The organism is Pseudomonas sp. GW821-FHT09C10 (assembly GCF_059418085.1).
The window spans coordinates 36,933-55,474 of sequence record NZ_JBWKPE010000018.1; the positions used below are offsets into that span (position 1 = coordinate 36,933).

13 protein-coding genes are annotated in these 18,542 nt (G+C 65.1%); 9 read left to right on the forward strand and 4 right to left on the reverse strand.

What is annotated here, in order from left to right:
* Positions 1-65: 65 nt before the first annotated feature.
* A complete protein-coding gene (locus tag AC07OT_RS27330) occupies positions 66-374 on the reverse strand; it encodes a hypothetical protein (RefSeq protein ID WP_495109534.1) in 309 nt (102 codons plus the stop codon).
* Positions 375-519: 145 nt separating this feature from the next.
* On the reverse strand, positions 520-1,242 hold the full coding sequence (locus tag AC07OT_RS27335; RefSeq protein ID WP_027608665.1) for a pirin family protein: 723 nt from the start codon (positions 1,240-1,242) through the stop codon (positions 520-522).
* A 181-nt stretch (positions 1,243-1,423) separates the two neighbouring features.
* On the opposite strand from AC07OT_RS27335, the gene AC07OT_RS27340 reads away from it, so the two are divergent.
* A complete protein-coding gene (locus tag AC07OT_RS27340; RefSeq protein ID WP_115488232.1) occupies positions 1,424-2,374 on the forward strand; it encodes a GlxA family transcriptional regulator in 951 nt (316 codons plus the stop codon).
* Between the two features lie 95 nt (positions 2,375-2,469).
* Positions 2,470-3,993: an ATP-binding protein gene (locus AC07OT_RS27345; RefSeq protein ID WP_115488231.1), complete on the forward strand. Its 1,524-nt coding sequence runs from the start codon at positions 2,470-2,472 to the stop codon at positions 3,991-3,993.
* Here AC07OT_RS27345 and AC07OT_RS27350 read toward each other — a convergent pair.
* Both AC07OT_RS27350 and AC07OT_RS27355 read right to left on the reverse strand, forming a co-directional pair.
* Positions 3,940-6,702 (reverse strand): ATP-binding protein, encoded by a 2,763-nt coding sequence (locus tag AC07OT_RS27350; protein ID WP_495109535.1) that lies wholly within the window; start codon positions 6,700-6,702, stop codon positions 3,940-3,942. The genes AC07OT_RS27345 and AC07OT_RS27350 overlap by 54 nt on opposite strands.
* 58 nt (positions 6,703-6,760) lie before the next feature.
* Positions 6,761-7,159, reverse strand: coding sequence for a helix-turn-helix domain-containing protein (locus AC07OT_RS27355; protein WP_027608661.1), 399 nt, complete (start codon positions 7,157-7,159; stop codon positions 6,761-6,763).
* A 204-nt stretch (positions 7,160-7,363) separates the two neighbouring features.
* On the opposite strand from AC07OT_RS27355, the gene AC07OT_RS27360 reads away from it, so the two are divergent.
* The 7 genes from AC07OT_RS27360 to uvrA all read left to right on the forward strand — a co-directional run bounded on the left by AC07OT_RS27360 (position 7,364) and on the right by uvrA (position 18,425).
* A complete protein-coding gene (locus tag AC07OT_RS27360; protein ID WP_495109536.1) occupies positions 7,364-8,272 on the forward strand; it encodes a LysR family transcriptional regulator in 909 nt (302 codons plus the stop codon).
* Positions 8,273-8,364: 92 nt separating this feature from the next.
* The gene (gene lexA, locus AC07OT_RS27365) at positions 8,365-8,982 is read left to right on the forward strand and encodes a transcriptional repressor LexA (protein ID WP_495109537.1); all 618 of its coding nucleotides are present in this window, start codon (positions 8,365-8,367) and stop codon (positions 8,980-8,982) included.
* Positions 8,982-9,596: a translesion DNA synthesis-associated protein ImuA gene (gene imuA, locus AC07OT_RS27370; RefSeq protein WP_141155222.1), complete on the forward strand. Its 615-nt coding sequence runs from the start codon at positions 8,982-8,984 to the stop codon at positions 9,594-9,596. Before lexA ends, imuA begins: the two co-directional genes overlap by 1 nt.
* Before the next feature lie 7 nt (positions 9,597-9,603).
* Positions 9,604-11,019, forward strand: a complete 1,416-nt coding sequence (locus AC07OT_RS27375) for a Y-family DNA polymerase (RefSeq protein ID WP_495109538.1) — start codon at positions 9,604-9,606, stop codon at positions 11,017-11,019.
* The gene (locus AC07OT_RS27380) at positions 10,995-14,087 is read left to right on the forward strand and encodes an error-prone DNA polymerase (RefSeq protein WP_495109539.1); all 3,093 of its coding nucleotides are present in this window, start codon (positions 10,995-10,997) and stop codon (positions 14,085-14,087) included. Before AC07OT_RS27375 ends, AC07OT_RS27380 begins: the two co-directional genes overlap by 25 nt.
* Before the next feature lie 109 nt (positions 14,088-14,196).
* On the forward strand, positions 14,197-15,909 hold the full coding sequence (locus AC07OT_RS27385; RefSeq protein WP_495109540.1) for an ATP-binding protein: 1,713 nt from the start codon (positions 14,197-14,199) through the stop codon (positions 15,907-15,909).
* Positions 15,906-18,425, forward strand: a complete 2,520-nt coding sequence (gene uvrA, locus AC07OT_RS27390) for an excinuclease ABC subunit UvrA (RefSeq protein ID WP_495109541.1) — start codon at positions 15,906-15,908, stop codon at positions 18,423-18,425. The genes AC07OT_RS27385 and uvrA overlap by 4 nt, the downstream gene beginning before the upstream one ends.
* The last annotated feature ends 117 nt before the right edge of the window (positions 18,426-18,542 follow it).

The window sequence follows — 18,542 nt, forward strand, 5'->3', positions numbered from 1 at the left end:
GATGAGGCAGACGAAAAAAAACCGGCTGATCAGGCCGGTTTGGGGGGCTCGCAAACGCTGCGGTATCAAGCGTGGTTGTCCAGCAGGCGATCGGCACCGCCCTCGGCCAGGCCACGTTCCTGCAAGCGATCGGCACCACCTTCGGCTACACGATTGCCTTGCAGGCGATCGGCACCGTCTTCGGCTACACGATTGCCTTGCAGGCGATCGGCACCGTCTTCGGCTACACGATTGCCTTGCAGACGGTCAGCCCCGCCTTCGGCAACACGGCTTTCGATCAGGCGATCCGCGCCGCCTTCAGCAACAACAGGGTGGGCAAATGCGTTTGCAGCGAGTACCGAGAAAGCGAGGCTAAGCAAGATTTGGCGTTTCATGAGGGGGTGCTCCGAGTGTTTTAGTTGGGTGTTGCCTGGTATGGGTTTGATGTTACGCGTTGCATTTTTTAAGAGAACTTCATTGGGATGATGGTGACTATCGATGCCAGCGATGGCCCGTTTCAAAGGGCCAACGCCGAGCCGGTCACGGCATCTGTGGCCGTTCCTGGGGGCGCAGGTCGAACACCAGCACCTCGGCATCCTGGCCCTGGCTCAAGCGGATTTGCCGCTCATCGCGCACTCGGGCACCGTCGCCTTCCTGCAAGCGCTGGCCGTTGATGTCCACGCTGCCCCGAGCCACATGGATGTACACGTGGCGATCCGGCGGCAGGTCGAGGGTCGCGGCTTCGTCGCCATTGAACAGCCCGGCGTACACCCTGGCGTCCTGGCGCACGGTCAGGGAGCCGTCGCTGCCGTCCGGCGAGATGATCAGTTGCAGGCGCCCTTGTTTCTGCGCCGCGCTGAAGTGCTCCTGTTGATAGCGCGGTTCGGCACCGGCCACGGCGGGTACGATCCAGATTTGCAGGAAGTGCACGCCACGGGTCTGGCTGTGGTTGAACTCGCTGTGGGCTACGCCGCTGCCGGCGCTCATCAGTTGCACATCGCCGGGGCGGATCACCGAACCGGTGCCCAGGGTGTCCTTGTGTTCCAGGGCGCCTTCAAGCACATAGGAGAAAATCTCCATGTCGCGGTGCGGGTGCTGGCCGAAGCCTTTGCCGGCCGCGACGCGGTCGTCGTTGATCACCAGCAGGTCGGAAAAACCCTGTTCATCGGGGTTCCAATAGTTGGCGAACGAGAAGGTGTGGAACGACTTCAACCAACCGTGATTGGCGGCGCCGCGTTCGGAAGCTTTGCGAAGGGTCAGCATGGTCTTGTCCTCAAGTGAGCGCGGGCTGCGAGATGCAGGGCGCTTGCGTTGAGAAGAAGGTTACTGGTAACCGAAATATTCATTAAGAAGATGAAATCTGAATAACTGTCTCCTTGAGATTGACAGTGAAGGGCATGCCATAATGCCTTTCGCTTTCTTACCCTCGATGGATGCTTCCCGTATGAAAACCGTGGCCATGGCGCTGTTCCCGGACTTCCTCCTGCTTGACATGGCCGGGCCGCTCGAAGTGTTTTCCATTGCCAACCGCTACCTGCCGGCGGCGGAGCATTACCAGATCCTCACCCTGGGCACCGAGCCCGGGCCGTTACGCGCCTCCAATGGGGTGCTGGTCCAGGCCGACCTGCTGCTGGACCAGGCCCAGGCGGCTTATGACCTGCTGCTGGTGCCCGGCGGCCCGGGTGCCTATAACGAATGCCATCCGGCGCTGCTGCCCTGGCTCAAGGCGGCGGCGCCACGGGCGCGGCGCTTCGGCTCGATCTGCACCGGCGCTTTTGTGCTGGGCCACGCCGGGCTGCTCGACGAACGCCGCGTGACCACCCACTGGCACTACACCGAGCGCTTGATCAAGGCCTTCCCCAAGGCCATCGTCGAGACGGATCGCATCTACCTGCAGGACGGGCGGTTGATTACCTCGGGCGGGGTCACCGCCGGTATCGACCTGGCGCTGTCGATCGTCGCCCAGGACCATGGCAAGCAAGTGGCGGTGGATGTGGCCAAGGTGCTGCTGGTGGTGATGAAGCGCCAGGGCGGCCAGGCCCAGTTCAGCCCGATGACCGCGTCGGTGGCGCCCCAGGAAACCCCGATCACCCGCGTGCAGAACCATGTGCTCGCCCATCTGGACCAGCCCTTCACCATCGAGTCCATGGCCGAACTGGCCGGCATGAGCCCGCGCCACTTTGCCCGGTTGTTCGCCAAGGACGTACAGATGACGCCCATGGCCTTCCTGCAGGGCGCGCGCATCGACCGCGCCCGGCAACTGCTGGAAACCACCGACCTGCCGCTCAAGACCGTGGCGTTCCACGCAGGCTTCGGCAGCGTGCGGCACATGCGCTTTCTATTCAGTGAAAAACTCGGCCTCAACCCGACCCAATATCGCCAGCAGTTCAGTTAACGACAGGATGTCCGTCTCGCGCACCCGATTGTCCGTATCGCTCCCCGTGCCAGCATTGCCCTGTCACGGGTAGCTGGCAAGATAACGTCGAGCCCATGGAAAAGGATGCGCGGACGCCCAAGACCGGGTGTTTCAGCGCGATTGCAGACATGAATATGCCTCAGGCGATTGACGCGGATAGCACGGTGCGCTTCGGTGACTATGCCTTTCATCGGCAGCAGCGGCTGGTGAGCAAGGCGGGTTGGCCGGTGCCGTTGGGCGGGCGGGCATTGGATATTCTGGCGGTGCTGCTGGAGTCGCCAGGGCAATTTATCAGCAAGGCCACCCTGATCGAGCGGGTCTGGCCGTCCAGCGTGGTGGAAGAGAACAACCTGCGGGTGCACATCGCTGCATTGCGCCGTGCCCTTGACGGGCAACGCTTGATTATCAACGACCCCCAGCGCGGTTACTGCTTCGCCGCCCCCGTGCGGGTCGCGGCTGCCGCGGTGCTGCCCCGACATAACCTTGCCCCCCGGCTCAGCCCGCTGATCGGTCGCGATGAACTGCTGGGCGTGCTGGTGCGGCGTGTGTCCGGGCAGCGCCTGATGACCCTGACCGGTTGCGCCGGCGTGGGCAAGAGCAGCCTCGCCCTGGCGCTGGCCGAGCGGGTGTTGCCGCGCTATCGCGACGGTGTGTGGTGGATCGACCTGGCCACGGTGGAGGCGCCGTTGATGATGCTGCGCCACCTGGCCACGGTGCTGCATCTGGAACCCGGCGGCAGTGTCACGCAGTTGTGCCGCCAGCTGGTCTCCCGGCAATTGCTGCTGGTACTCGACGGCGCCGACCTGCTGCTCGGTGCCTGTCGACATCTTTTACGGGCGCTGCGCGAAAATGCGCCCCAGGTCAGCGTGCTGGTCAGCAGTCGCGAAGCGTTGCAGGCCCCAGGCGAATGGGTGCTGCGCGTCCCCCCGCTGGGCGTGCCGGCACCGTCGGCGTTGGGCGGTGTTGAACAGGCGATGGCGTTCCCCGCCGTGCAACTGTTCGTCGCCCGGGCGTGTGCCGGCCAACAGGGCTTTGTGTTGCGCCGACAGGACCTGGCACCGTTGCGGGACATCTGCCGGCGCCTCGACGGTATTCCCCTGGCCCTTGAACTGGCGGCGGCCCAAGTGGATGCGCTGGGCGTGCGCGGTCTACAGGCGCAGTTGCACAGTGGAGTGCAGGTACTGACCCGGGGCCGCCGCACAGCGGTGGAGCGCCACCAATCCCTGGCCGCCGCCCTGGACTGGACCTACGAGCGCCTGAGCCTGCCGGAGCGCTGGCTGTTCCTGCAACTGAGCCTGTTCAAGATGGCCGTGACCTTACCCACCCTGGGTAAGCTGGTGGCCGGCACCGAGCTGGAACACGCCGATTTGTCGTACCTGCTCGGGCGGCTGGTTGGTACCTCGCTGCTGAGCCTCGAACCCGGTCCGGGTTATCCACGCTATCGTCTGCTCAACAGCACGCGCAGCTATGGCCTGGCACTCCTGCGCAACCCGCAGCAGGTGGCGCGTTTGCAGCAGGGCTATGGGCATTACCTGGGGACGTTTTCAGGCCGGCCGTTTGTCCTGCAACTCGTCGAGCAGGCGGCGTACGCGGACTAGGTCCTGGGTGGCGAAGCCTTCGGTAAATCGCGCGTAGACCGAACCCAGCAGGTCGCGGGCGGCCTGCACACGACCCTGCTGTTGCCACAGCCGCGCCAACGAGTCTGCACAGCGCAGCTCCCAGGCCAGCGCGCCTTGCTGGTGTGCCAACTCCAGGGCTTCGAGCAGCAGCGCCTCGGCCCCTTGGGGATCGGCCATGGCCTCGGCGCGCACGCGCAGGATTTCCGGGCTGCACCAGCCGGCCGCACCGCTCCGGGCGCGTTCGAACAAGGCTTCATCCACGGCTCGGGCGTTGAAGGTCACCAGGATGTCTGCGACCAGCCCCAATCCCTGCATATCGGCGATCTGCGCCGTGCCTTCGTAGCATTGCGCCCAGGTGTGGAACAACTGCACCGAATGCTTTTGCGCCTGTTGCAGGAGGAGGTCCAAGCGGTCGCGGGCCGTGAGGGTGTCGCCGTTGCAATGGGCGATGACCACCCCGGCCAGGGCCAGGGTGTAGCAAATCGACGTGCCGTGGTTGATCTGCAGCGCCAGCTCCAGCGCCTGGCTGGCGGTGCGCCACGCACGTTCGGGAAAACCGCGCAGCCACAGGATGCGCGCGAGGATGGTCAACGAGGCCACGCTCTGGTCGTACTGTACGCCAAAGCCGTGGGTAAACCGGTTGAGATGGCCGCTCTGGGCCATGCGCTGGATCACCTGTTCGGCATTCTGCTGCGCCAGTATCTGATTGCCGGCGAAGTGCTGCGCCAGCACCCTCAGGCGTTGGGCACTGAGGGCCAGCAACGGCTCGGCCTGCGGCCCCAACCGGTCGAAATGCAGGCTTTGCTCCAGGGCCTCGCGGTAGTTGCCGCCACACAGGCTGACCGCCATTTGCCCCGACACCGCGCGCAGTTGGCCAACCAGGTTGCTGTCGGCTTCGGCCAGGCGCCGTGCATGGGCAAAGGCTTCGATGGTCTGCGGCGTACCGCCCTGGGTGTGATAGGAAAAACTGCCGAAGGCCAACTGCAAGGCCATGTTCAAGTTCGGGCTCGGCGTGCTCGATTGCCCCAGCCGCGCCAGGGCCTTGCCCACGTACAGCCCGTGTTCGCGCAGCAGCGACAGCTCCTGCCACAACGGCATGGCGCTGACGGTGAGACGAATACCCAGCAGGTGCACGCCCTGGTCGCCCAGGCCCCAGTCGAGGGCGGCACGAATGTCTTCGCGCAGCGGGGCATAGCGGTCGATCCAGGTTTGGGTGGCGGTCTGTTCCCAATCGTCCTGCGCCTGGTTCATCAGCACCAGGCAGCGCTTGGCGTGGTGTTCACGGGTGGCGTCGAGTTCATTGGCGACGCTGAGTTTTTCCAGGGCATAGGTGCGGGTGATGTCCAGCAGGCGGTAGACCACCTCGTCATCCCCGGCCTCCACCGTGAGCAGGGATTTCGCCACCAGCTGGGTGATCGAACCCAGCACCTCGGCCGGTGCAACCTGTTGCCCGGCGATTACCGCCGCTGCACTGGCCAGGCTGAAACCACCGCGGAACACCGCCAGGCGACGCAGGCAGATTTGCTCGCAGCCGGTGAGCAATTCGAAGCTCCAGTCCAGGGTGGCACGCAAGGTTTGATGGCGGGGCAGGGCGCTGCGTCGGCCACGGGTGAGCAGGCGAAAGTTGTCTTCCATCTGCACCAGCAGGCCGGGCAGCCCGAAGCGCTCGATCTGTGCGGCCACCAACTCGATTGCCAGGGGGATGCCGTCCAGGCGTTGGCAGATATCAATGGCCAGGGGCAGTTCGGCTTCGCTCAGTTCGAAGCTGTCCTGATGGGACATGGCCCGCTCGATCAGCAGTTGCAGGGCCGGATAACCCAGGGCTTGGGCGCGGTTACCGGTGGCGGGCGGGCAGGCCAGGGGTTCCAGGCGCTGCACCGACTCGCCCTCGGCGCGCAAGGCTTCGCGGCTGGTGGCGAGGATGTGCAATTGGGGCGCGTGGCGCAGCAGGGCCTCGCTGATCAGCGCGATGTCGTCCAGCAGGTGTTCGCAGTTGTCGATCACCAGCAGCAACTGGTGCTCCTGCAGGCGGCGTGCAAACACGGGCAACGGTTCATGCTCGGTGTAGGTGAGGTCGAGGAGCGCGGCGAGATTGGGCAGGATCATCGACGGCGCGCTGAGAGGTGCCAGGTCCAGCAGGCGAATACCGTCGCGGTAATGTCCGATCAACAATTCCGCAACGCGCAACGCGACGGTGGTCTTGCCGATGCCGCCGGCGCCGGTCAGGGTGATAAAGCGTTGCTCGGGCAGCTGCTGTACCAGGCTGTCGATCAGGGCCTGGCGGCCAAGCATGCGCGTGCGTCGCAGCGGCAGGTTGTGGCTCGGGCGTTGGGGGGCGCCTTCGGTCGGTAGGCTCATCGGCTCGATGCTCAGTGGCGCCACAAAACTGTAGCCACGCTGGGCCACCGTAACGATATAGCGCTGCCCGGCCTGGCCATCGCCCAGGGCCTTGCGCAGCGCCGCCATGTGCACCCGCAGGTTGCCGTCTTCCACCACGCTCTTGGGCCAGACCCGGGCGATCAGTTCCTGCTTGCTCACCACCGTGCCGGCCTGCTCCAGCAGGATCAGCAGGATGTCCACGGCCCGCCGTCCCAAGCGCAATGGGCGACCGGCCTCCAGCACCAGGCGCTGGCGCGGGTGGACACGGTAAGGACCGAAATGCACGGCCTGGTCGCGTGGGTCACTCATGGGTGGCCATGCTCTGGGAAAAGTAAGTGGCCAGCATATTCCAGGTGCGTGCCGACCACTAGGCAGCGATCTCCCGAGGCTTGTGACGCAGTTGGTGATTTCGCCAGGTCATCGGGTTGACGCCCTCGCTGCGCGTGAACATATGGCAGAAATGCGCCTGGTCGCAAAAGCCGCACTCCAGGCTGATTTGCGTGAGGCTCAAGGAGGAACCGGTGATCAACTCCTTGGCCCGCTGGATGCGTTGCTGGCGTATCCATTCCTGGGGCGACAGCCCGGTGGTGCACTTGAACGCGCGGGAAAAATGGCTGCGCGACAGGGCGCAGGCCTGGGCCAGGTCGGCAATCGCCAGGCTTTCACCGAGGTTGGCGAGGATCAATTGCTTGGCGATTCGTTCGCGCCGGGGGCACAGGCCGCCGGTGGCGGATAAGCGAGGAGCACAATACGCAGGTCGGGCCATGACGGATATCCGCAGTCGATGGGAGCGTTCCCGGTGAATGGATGCAGTGTAGACCGGCTCATTTTTGGCGCCGTACCGTCTGGCTGGCGAGTTAATCGTTGTTAATTTCGCCAGGTTCGGTCGCGGAAAAGACAGCACAGGCATGCAATCCAGGCAGTGTCCTGTCTGCTTAGCTGGGAGCCTGCTAACCGTTTGGATACCGCCATGAACCGCAATGACCTGCGCCGCGTCGACATGAACCTGTTGGTGATTTTCGAAGCGCTGATGTTCGAGAAGAACCTGACCCGGGTCGCCGAAAAGCTCTTCATGGGCCAACCGGCGGTGAGTGCGGCATTGGGCCGGCTGCGAGATTTGTTCGACGACCCGTTGCTGCTGCGCAACGGCCGGGGCATGGAGCCCACGCCACGTGCCGTGGCGATACTCAAGGAGCTGCAACCGGCCATGGACACCATTTCAGGCGCAGTCAGCCGCGCCAAGGATTTCGACCCTTCCACCAGCTGTGCGGTGTTCCGCATCGGCCTGTCCGACGACGCCGAGTTCGGCCTGTTCCCGCCGCTGCTCAGCCAACTGCGCGAAGAAGCCCCGGGCATTATCGTGGTGGTACGCCGCGCCAATTACCTGCTGATGTCCGCGTTACTGGCCAGTGGCGAGATCTCGGTGGGCGTGAGCTACACCACTGAACTGCCGGCGAATGCCAAGCGCAGGAAACTGCGGGACATTCCCTGCAAGGTGCTGCGCGGGGATGATGGCGACGAACCGCTGACCCTCGACGACTATTGCGCACGGCCCCATGCGATGGTGTCGTTCTCGGGGGACTTGAGCGGCAATATCGATCTGGACCTGGCCCGTATCGGCCGTGCCCGGCGGGTGGTGCTGGCGGTACCGCAGTTCAGTGGCTTGCGGGCGCTGCTGGCCGGTACGCAGATTATTGCAACGGTGCCCGACTATGCGGCGTGTGCGTTGACCGAGGGCACGGCGCTGCGGGCAGAGGATCCGCCGTTTGCGATCGACGCGGCGGAGTTGTCGATGGTGTGGAGTGGGGTGCATGACAATGACCCGGCGGAGCGGTGGTTGAGGGGCAGGATTGCGCAGCATATGGCGGGAGGGGGATGAGCTTGGCGGCTTCTGGGCCTCCCATAGTTTGATCTGCATAACCTCCAGCCCCGACTACCGGCTCTTGTAAGAAATTTCCCAGAGGAGTACAAATGTACTCCATGACGACCCTGACCCCCCGCCGCACCGCCATCCTGACCTTCATCCGCGACCGTATCGCGCAGCAAGGCCAACCCCCCAGCCTCGCCGAGATCGCCGAGGCGTTCGGCTTTGCCTCCCGCAGCGTCGCGCGCAAGCACGTCGTGGCCCTGGCCGAAGCCGGCTTCATCGAGGTCAACCCCAACCAGGCGCGCGGCATTCGTTTGCTCAACCAGCCCCTGCGCCCGGAGTGGCTGGATGTCCCGGTGCTCGGCCGAGTGGCAGCCGGCCGGCCCATCGGCGCGGATGCCGACGTGCACAGCCGCCTGCAACTCGACCCCGCCACTTTCGCGAAAACCCCGGATTATCTGTTGCGGGTGCAAGGCGACTCGATGATCGAGGACGGCATCCTCGACGGCGACCTGGTGGGTGTGCGCCGCAGTGCCGAAGCCGTGAACGGGCAGATTGTGGTGGCGCGCCTGGACGGTGAAGTCACCATCAAGCGTTTCGAGCGCAGTGGCGAGCGTGTGCGTCTGCTGCCGCGTAACCCCGCATACGAACCTATCGTGGTCGGCCCCGACCAGGACCTGGCCATCGAAGGGGTGTTCTGCGGCTTGGTGAGGCAAGGCTGATGGGCGCCGTGGTTGCACTGGATACGCTGTTCAATGGCGGCCGCGTCTGGAAAGGCCGGCCTGTCGCGCCTCCGGCCAGCGTGCAGCCTACGGGGCTGGCGGCGCTGGATGCGGTGCTGCCCACGGGCGGCTGGCCGGAGTCGGCCTTGAGCGAAATCCTGATGGCCAAGGACGGTATCGGCGAACTGCAACTGGTGCTGCCGACCCTGGCGCGGTTATCGGCGGCGGGGGAGCGCATTGTGCTGGTGGCGCCGCCCTACACCCCGTACCCCCACGCATGGCAGAACGCCGGGGTGGATTTGCGCCAGCTGTCGGTGGTCCAGGCCGAGGCGCGCGATGTGCTGTGGGCGGTGGAACAATGCCTGCGCTCCGGCAGTTGCGGCGCGGTGCTGTGCTGGCCGCACAAGGCGGATGACCGCGCCTTGCGCCGCTTGCAGGTGGCCGCGGAAACCGGGCAGACCCTGGCGTTTGCCTGGCGCGCCTTGAGTGAAGCGATCAACCCTTCGCCCGCCGCCCTGCGCCTGGCCGTCGAGGCCAAACCTGCCCGGGTGCGGGTGCTCAAGTGCCGGGGTGGCTTGGCTCATCCGGCGCCGATTGCACTGGCGGGGCACTGAGGTTGCCATGCGCTGGGTGTGTATTGTCTTCCCGCAATTGGCGCTGGACGGGGTGCAGCGCCTGCACCCCGAGCCCGACCAACCCCTGGCGCTGCTGGCCGGCACGCCGCAGCGGCGCGTGCTGCAAACCGTCAATGACGCCGCCCGCGCATTGGGCCTGCGCCCGGGGCAATCGCTGACGGCCGCCCATGCCCTGGCCAAGACCTTTGCCTGTGCCGAATACGACCCCGTGGAGATCGAGCGCTGGCAGCAGTTCCTCGCCGCCTGGGCCTACCGTTTCAGCTCCCAGGTCAGTGTGTATTACCCGCGTGCCTTGCTGTTCGAGATCGAATCGAGCCTGGGCCTGTTCGGGCCCTGGCCTCGGTTCGAGGCACGCCTGCGTCAGGAGTTGACCGAGCTGGGCTTTCGTCATCGTATCGTCGCCGCCCCCAACCCGGCGGCGGCGCGGGTGCTGGCCAATCTCTACGATGGCCTGGCCGTGGCCGATGAGGAGGGGTTGCTCCAGGCCCTGGCGCCATTGCCCATCGACCGCGCCGGCCTCGACCCGCAAGCGGCCACCGCGTTGTCGCGTATGGGCCTGCGTACCCTGGCCCAAGTGCAGGCGTTGCCCCGGCACACCCTGGCGCGGCGCTTTGACGCCAGCCTGCTCAAGCACCTCGATGCTTTGACCGGACAACGGCCGTTGGCCCTGGCGTTCTATCAGCCGCCGGACCAGTTCGATGTGCGCATCGAGCTGAATTTCGATGTGCAATCCCACCAGGCCTTGTTATTCCCCCTGCGCCGTCTGACCGGCGACCTCTCGGCGTTCCTCTGCGGCCGTGACAGTGGCGTGCAGCGTTTCGACCTGCACCTGGAACATGCCGATGCACCGGACAGTGTGATCAAGGTCGGCCTGCTGGGCGCCGAGCGTGAGCCGGCGATGCTGTTCGAACTGGCCCGTGGGCGCCTCGAGCACGTGCAAGTCACCTCGCCGGTGCGCGGTTTTCGCCTGGTGGCCCAGGACCTGCCGGTGTTCGTGCCGCAACGCCAAGACCTGTTCGACGATCGCCCGCAACAGACCCTGCCGTGGGAACAACTGCGCGAACGCCTGCGTGCACGCCTGGGGGATGAGGCGGTACAAGGCCTGCGCTTCCATGCCGACCATCGCCCCGAATGCGCCTGGCAAATGGCGGCGGATAAAAGCCCGTGCGCCACCTTGAGCAAGGTGCGGCGTCCCGGCTGGTTGCTTGACGAACCGACCTTGCTGGCCGAGCAGGGCGTGCAGATCCTCATGGGCCCGGAGCGCATCGAATCCGGCTGGTGGGACGGTGCTGATATTCGCCGCGACTACTACCTGATCCAGACGCGCGCCGGCCAGCAAGGCTGGGCCTATCGCAGCGTGGGGCAAAGCGATGGGCTGTGGCTGCAGGGCTGGTTCGCATGAGTTATGCCGAGCTGCACTGCCTGTCCAACTTCAGCTTCCAACGCGGTGCCTCCAGCGCCCTGGAGTTGTTCGAGCGGGCCAAGCGCCAGGGCTACAGCGCCCTGGCGATCACCGATGAATGCACCTTGTCGGGCATCGTGCGGGCCTGGCAGGCGGCGAAGGCGGTGGGCTTGCCGCTGATTATCGGCAGCGAAGTGCGCATCGAAAACGGCCCGAAACTGGTGTTGCTGGTGCAGGACCTCAGCGGCTACCAGCACCTGTGCCGCTTGATCACCGTGGCCCGACGCCGGGCTGAAAAAGGTCGCTACCGCCTGCTGCTGGAAGACTTCGAGCAGCCGTTGCCCGGCCTGCTGGCGCTGTGGGTCGCCGAAGACAGCGACACCCAGGCCTCCATCCAATGGCTGCGCCGTACCTTCGCCGAACGCCTGTGGCTGGCGGTGCACCTGCACTGCGGCCAGGACGATGCGCGGCATCTGGAGCAACGCCTGCACCTGGCCGCCAGCCTGCATATCCCGGCGGTGGCCTGCGGCGATGTGCATATGCATGCCCGTGGCCGCCGCGCCCTGCAAGACACCATGACTGCGATCCGCCATCACGTGCCGGTGGCCGACGCCGGCACGCGCCTGCACCCCAATGGCGAGCGGCATCTGCGCAGCCTCGACGCCCTGACCACGCTGTACCCGCAGGCGCTGCTCGACGAAACCCTGGCCATCGCCCAGCGCTGCCACTTCGATCTTGGCCAGTTGCGCTATCACTACCCGCGCGAGCTGGTGCCCGAGGGCCATGATGCCGAATCCTGGTTGCGCGCCGTCACCGACGAAGGCATCGCCCGGCGCTGGCCCCACGGGGTCGACGCCAAGACGTTGCAGCAGATCCATCACGAGCTGACACTGATCAGCAAACTGGGTTACGAAAGCTACTTCCTCACGGTGCACGACATCGTGCGCTTTGCCCGCAGCCGGTCGATCCTGTGCCAGGGCCGGGGTTCGGCAGCCAACTCGGCGGTGTGTTTTGCCCTGGGCATCACCGAGATCGACCCGAGCCTGACGAGTACGTTGTTCGAGCGCTTCCTGTCAGAGGAGCGCAACGAGCCGCCGGACATCGACGTCGACTTCGAGCACGAACGTCGCGAAGAAGTGCTGCAGTACGTGTTCCAGCGCTATGGCCGTACCCGCGCGGCGCTGACGTCGGTGGTCAGCAGTTACCACGCCGCCGGCGCAGTGCGCGATGTGGCCAAGGCCCTCGGCTTGCCGCCGGACCAGATCAACGCGCTGGCCGAATGCTGCGGGCGCTGGAGTGACGATGCGCCGCCCCTGGAACGCCTGCGCGAAGGCGGCTTCGACCCGGACAGCCCGATCCTGCGCCGTGTGCTGACGCTCACCCAGCAACTGATCGGTTTTCCCCGGCACCTGTCCCAGCACCCCGGGGGCTTCGTGATTTCCGAATACCCGCTGGATACCCTGGTGCCGGTGGAAAACGCCGCCATGGCCGAGCGCACCATCATCCAGTGGGACAAGGATGACCTCGATGCGGTCGGCCTGCTCAAGGTGGATATTCTCGCCCTGGGCATGCTCAGCGCGATCCGCCGCTGTTTCGATCTGCTGCGCCGCCATCGTGGCCGTGACCTGTCGCTAGCGACGATCCCCAAGGAAGACCCGGCCACCTACGCGATGATCAGCAAGGCCGACACCATCGGCGTGTTCCAGATCGAGTCGCGAGCGCAGATGTCGATGTTGCCCAGATTGCGGCCGCAAAAATTCTACGACCTGGTGATCGAGGTGGCCATTGTGCGCCCCGGGCCGATCCAGGGTGGCATGGTGCATCCCTATCTGCGCCGGCGTAACAAAGAGGAACCTGCTACCTATCCGTCGCCGGAGCTGAAGACGGTGCTCAAACGCACCCTGGGCATCCCGCTGTTCCAGGAACAGGTGATGCAGATCGCCATGGTCGCCGCCGACTACAGCCCCGGCGAGGCCGACCAGTTGCGCCGTTCCATGGCCGCCTGGAAACGCCACGGTGGCCTGGAACCGCATCAAGCACGCCTGCGCACCGGCATGTTGAAAAACGGCTACACCGAGGCTTTTGCCGCGCAGATCTTCGAACAGATCAAGGGCTTCGGCAGCTATGGTTTCCCCGAGTCCCACGCCGCCAGTTTTGCCTTGCTGACCTACGCCAGTTCCTGGCTCAAGTGCCATGAACCGGCGGCCTTCGCCTGTGCGTTGATCAACAGCTGGCCCATGGGGTTCTACAGCCCGGACCAGATCCTGCAGGATGCGCGGCGCCATCGCTTGCAAATCCGCCCGGTGGATGTGCAGGCCAGCGACTGGGATTGCAGCCTGGAACCCATCGATGGCCAGCAGCCGGCGATTCGCATGGGGTTGCGCATGATCTCGGGGTTTCGCGAAGAGGATGGGCGGCGTATCGAGGCCGCACGTCAGCGCCGGGCGTTCAGCGATATTGCCGATCTGGACGCCCGCGCCGGGCTGGATGCGCGCACCCAGGCATTGTTGGCGGATGCCGGGGCCTTGCGCGCGCTGGCCGGCAACCGGCATACGGCGCGCTGGGCCGTGGCAGGGGTGCATAAGCAGCTTGGCTTGTTCGCCGGCCTGCCCAGCCCCGATGAGGCGCGGGTGGAACTGCCGAAACCGACGGTGGGTGAGGATCTGCACGCCGACTACGCCCTGCTTGGCACCACCCTTGGCCCGCACCCATTGGCGCTGCTGCGCGCCGAGCTGCGTAAACGGCGTTGCCGCAGCTCGAATGAACTGCAGGCGGTGGAGCATGGGCGCACTGTCAGCGTCGCCGGGCTGGTCACCGGTCGCCAGCGCCCCGGCACGGCCAGTGGCGTGACCTTTGTCACCCTCGAAGATGAATTCGGCAACCTCAATGTGGTGGTCTGGCGCGACCTGGCCGAACGCCAGCGCCAGGCCCTGGTGGGGTCGCGGTTGCTCAAGGTGGACGGGCGTTGGGAGGCGGTGGGCGAGGTGCGGCACCTGATCGCTGGGCGCCTGACCGACCTGACGCCGCTGCTGGACGGCATCACGGTGCGCAGCCGGGATTTTCACTGAGGCGGGTAGCGTTGGCGGTGATTAGCCCCTAATTTATAGAAAATGAAACCATCGCCCCTTGATACGCTCCAAATTTTGCGACCGTCCTTTCTCTGCGCAGAGCCGAACGATGCAATTCTTATCCGACCCCCACGGCTGTGAAGGTTGGGCCGGCGAAATGGCCCAGCGCATTCGCGCATTTGACTGGTCCACCACCGATCTGGGCCCCCTTGATCGCTGGTCCACCAGCCTCGCCTGTACCGTGCAGATGATGCTGGCATCCCCCGTGCCCATGGTGATGCTCTGGGGGCCGGCGGGGCACATGATCTACAACGACAGCTATTCGGTGTTTGCCGGTGGCCGCCATCCTTATTTGCTCGGCACGCCGGTGGAACTGGGCTGGCCGGAAGTCGCCGACTTCAACCGCCATGTGGTGGACACCTGCCTGGCCGGCGGCACCTTGTCGTTCAACAACAAAGACCTGGTACTGCTGCGCAACGGCCAGCCGGAAACGGTGTGGCTGGATCTCTATTACAGCCCCGTCGCCGGGGATAACCAGCAACCGGCCGGTGTGCTGGCGATTGTGGTGGAGACCACCGCCCATGTGCATTCCGAACGTGTGCGCCAGGAATTGACCCATAACCTGGAGCAACGGGTGGCCGCCGAAGTCCAGGCGCGTTCCGCCGCCGAAGACCAACTGCGCCAGTCGCAAAAGCTCGAAGCCATTGGTGGCCTGACCGGTGGCGTGGCCCATGACTTTAATAACCTGTTGCAAGTGATCGCCGGCAACCTGCACCTGCTGGCCCGCCATGAACCGGAGAATGCCCAGGTGCAGCGGCGGGTCACGGCGGCCATCGCTGCGGTGGAGCGGGGCGCCAAACTGTCCTCGCAGCTGCTGGCCTTTGCCCGGCGCCAACCGTTGTCACCGGCCGTGTATAACCCGCAGCGCATCTATGCCGGGCTGGGCGAACTGCTGCAACGTGCGTTGGGTGAAACCATTCATATCGACGTGCAGCTGCCCCAGGATTCCTGGTGCATCAACGTCGATCGCAACCAGTTGGAAAATGCGCTGCTCAACCTGGCGATCAACGCCCGCGACGCCATGAAAGGCGAAGGCGTGATTCGCATCACCGGCGAAAACATCATCCTCAACCCCAAGGATTGCCGCGGCAAAAGCATCAAGCCAGGCGAGTATGTGCGCCTGGCCGTCACCGACATTGGCGTGGGCATGCCGGCGGCGATCCTGTCGCGGGTGTTCGAGCCGTTTTTCACCACCAAGCGCGATGGCCACGGCACCGGCCTTGGCTTGAGCATGGTGTTTGGTTTTGTCCGCCAGAGCGGTGGGCATGTGGACGTGTGGAGCGAGGAGGGCAAGGGCACCGTGGTGCAAATGTACTTTCCGCGCAGCCTGGGCGAAGAGGCCCAGGAGACTCACCCAGAACCCGTGCCCCACGACATGGGCCAGGAGACCATCCTGGTGGTGGAGGACAACGAGGATGTGCGGGTGACCGTGGTGGACCTGCTCGAACAGGCAGGCTACACGGTGTTGACCGCCGAAGACGGCGACCGCGCGATGCAAGCCTTGCAGGACGGCGTGCGGCCCGACCTGATCTTCACCGATGTGGTGATGCCCGGCCGTATCAAAAGCACTGACCTGGCCGAGTGGGCCCGCGTCCAATCGCCGCCGGTGGCGGTGCTGTTCACCTCGGGGCACACCCGCGACATCCTCTCCAGCAATCACCTGCTCAGCGCTGACATTCACTTGCTGAGCAAACCCTACAGCCCCGAGGCCCTGACGCAACGGTTGCGCAGCGTGCTCACCGCCAGACAAGGTTGTTCATGACGTCACAGCGCAACATGCCTCCGATCACTGCCCAGCACCTTGGATTCGTAAAGGTGCGCGGCGCCCGCGAACACAACCTGAAGAACGTCGACGTGGACATTCCCCGGGATGCCCTGGTGGTGTTTACCGGCGTCTCCGGCTCGGGCAAATCGTCCCTGGCGTTTTCCACGGTGTATGCCGAGGCCCAGCGCCGCTATTTCGAATCGGTGGCGCCCTATGCACGGCGCCTGATCGATCAGGTCGGCGTGCCGGATGTCGACAGCATCGAAGGCCTGCCGCCCGCCGTGGCGTTGCAGCAGCAGCGCGGCACGCCGAGTGCGCGTTCCTCAGTGGGCAGTGTGACCACCCTGTCGAGCCTGATCCGCATGCTGTATTCGCGTGCCGGCAGCTACCCGCCGGGACAGGCGATGCTGTATGCCGAGGACTTCTCGCCGAACCTGCCCCAGGGCGCGTGCCCGCAATGCCATGGCCTGGGCCGTGTGTATGAAGTGACCGAGGCGCTGATGGTGCCCGATCCGTCCCTGACCATCCGCCAGCGAGCGGTGGCGTCCTGGCCCTTGGCGTGGCAGGGCCAGAACCTGCGCGACATTCTCGTGACCCTGGGCTATGACGTGGATGTTCCCTGGCGCGACCTGCCGAAAAAGCAGCGCGACTGGATCCTGTTCACCGAAGAAACCCCCACCGTACCGGTGTATGCCGGTTTCACCCCGGCGCAAACCCGCGATGCACTGAAACGCAAGCTGGAGCCAAGCTACCAGGGCACGTTCAGCGGCGCGCGGCGCTACATCCTGCACACCTTCACCCACACCCAAAGCGCGCTGATGAAGAAGCGCGTGTCGCAGTTCATGCAGGGCAGCGCCTGCCCGTTGTGCGAGGGCAAGCGGCTGACCCGGGCGGCGCTGTCGGTGAAGTTTGCCGGGGTGGACATTGGCGAGTTGTCGCAACTGTCATTGACGCAATTGGCCGCGTTGTTGCGGCCGGTGGCGGCGGGGCAGGACAAGATGAAGCTGTCGGTGGAAAAACGCCTGGCGGCCCAGCGTATTGCCGAGGATCTGCTGGAGCGGGTCAGTACCTTGATCGAATTGGGGTTGGGCTATTTGTCCCTGGAGCGCAGCACGCCGACCCTGTCGTCCGGGGAGTTGCAGCGCCTGCGCTTGGCCACGCAATTGGGTTCGCAATTGTTCGGGGTGATCTATGTGCTGGATGAACCTTCGGCAGGCCTGCACCCGGCGGATGGCGAAGCGTTGTTCAGCGCGCTCGAACGTTTGAAAGCGGCGGGCAATTCGTTGTTTGTGGTGGAACATGACCTGGAAACCATGCGCCGCGCCGACTGGTTGATCGATGTGGGCCCGGCCGCCGGCGAGCATGGCGGGCACGTGCTGTACAGCGGGCCACCGGCCGGTCTGGCGGACGTTGAGGCGTCGCAGACCCGGGCCTATCTGTTCGCCGACAAGCGCCCTGGGAACCCGGCGCGCCGTGAACCCAGCGGCTGGCTGAGCCTGGAAGGCGTGACGCGCAATAACCTCAAGGACCTGAGCGTGGATGTCCCGTTGGGCTGCTTTACGGCGGTCACCGGTATTTCCGGCTCGGGCAAGTCCAGCCTGGTCAGCCAGGCGCTGCTGGAACTGGTGGGCAGCGGCCTCGGCAGCCGGGTGGAAAACGACGAAGAGCCGAGCCTGGAAGACGACGCCCCGCAAATCAGCGGCGGGCGCATCAGTGCCGGCCTGGAGCACATCCGCCGCCTGGTGCAGGTGGACCAGAAACCCATCGGCCGCACCCCGCGTTCCAACCTGGCGACCTACACCGGTTTGTTCGACAACGTGCGCAAGTTGTTCGCCGCCACGCCAGCGGCGAAGAAGCGCGATTACGACGCCGGGCAGTTCTCCTTCAACGTCGCCAAGGGCCGTTGCCCGAACTGCGAAGGCGAGGGCTTTGTCAGCGTCGAATTGCTGTTCATGCCCAGCGTCTACGCCCCGTGCCCGACCTGCCACGGCGCGCGCTACAACCCTGAAACCCTGGCCGTCAAATGGCAAGGCCTGAGCATCGCCCAGGTGCTGGGGCTGACCGTGGAACAAGCGGTGGAGGTGTTCGCCGAACAACCTGGGGTACTGCGTTCACTGCACGTGCTGCGGGATATCGGCCTGGGTTACCTGCGCCTTGGGCAGCCGGCGACGGAACTGTCCGGCGGCGAAGCGCAACGCATCAAACTGGCCACCGAGCTGCAACGTAATGCCCGGGGCGCGACCTTGTATGTGCTGGACGAACCCACCACCGGGCTGCACCCACGGGATGTCGACCGTCTGCTCAGCCAGCTCAATCAACTGGTGGATGGAGGGCATACGGTGGTCGTGGTGGAACATGAAATGCGCGTGGTGGCCCAGAGTGACTGGGTGATCGACATCGGACCGGGAGCCGGGGACCTGGGCGGCAAGGTGGTTGTCAGTGGGACGCCGCAGAAGGTGGCCAAAAACAAAACCAGCCGCACCGCGCCATTCCTGGCCCGAGAGCTGCTCTGACAAGCGATGTTGTCCAAATGTGGGAGGGGGCTTGCTCCCGATGAGGGAGTGTCAGTCGCTAACAATTTGACTGAGCCACCGCCATCGGGGGCAAGCCCCCTCCCACATTTTGCTCAG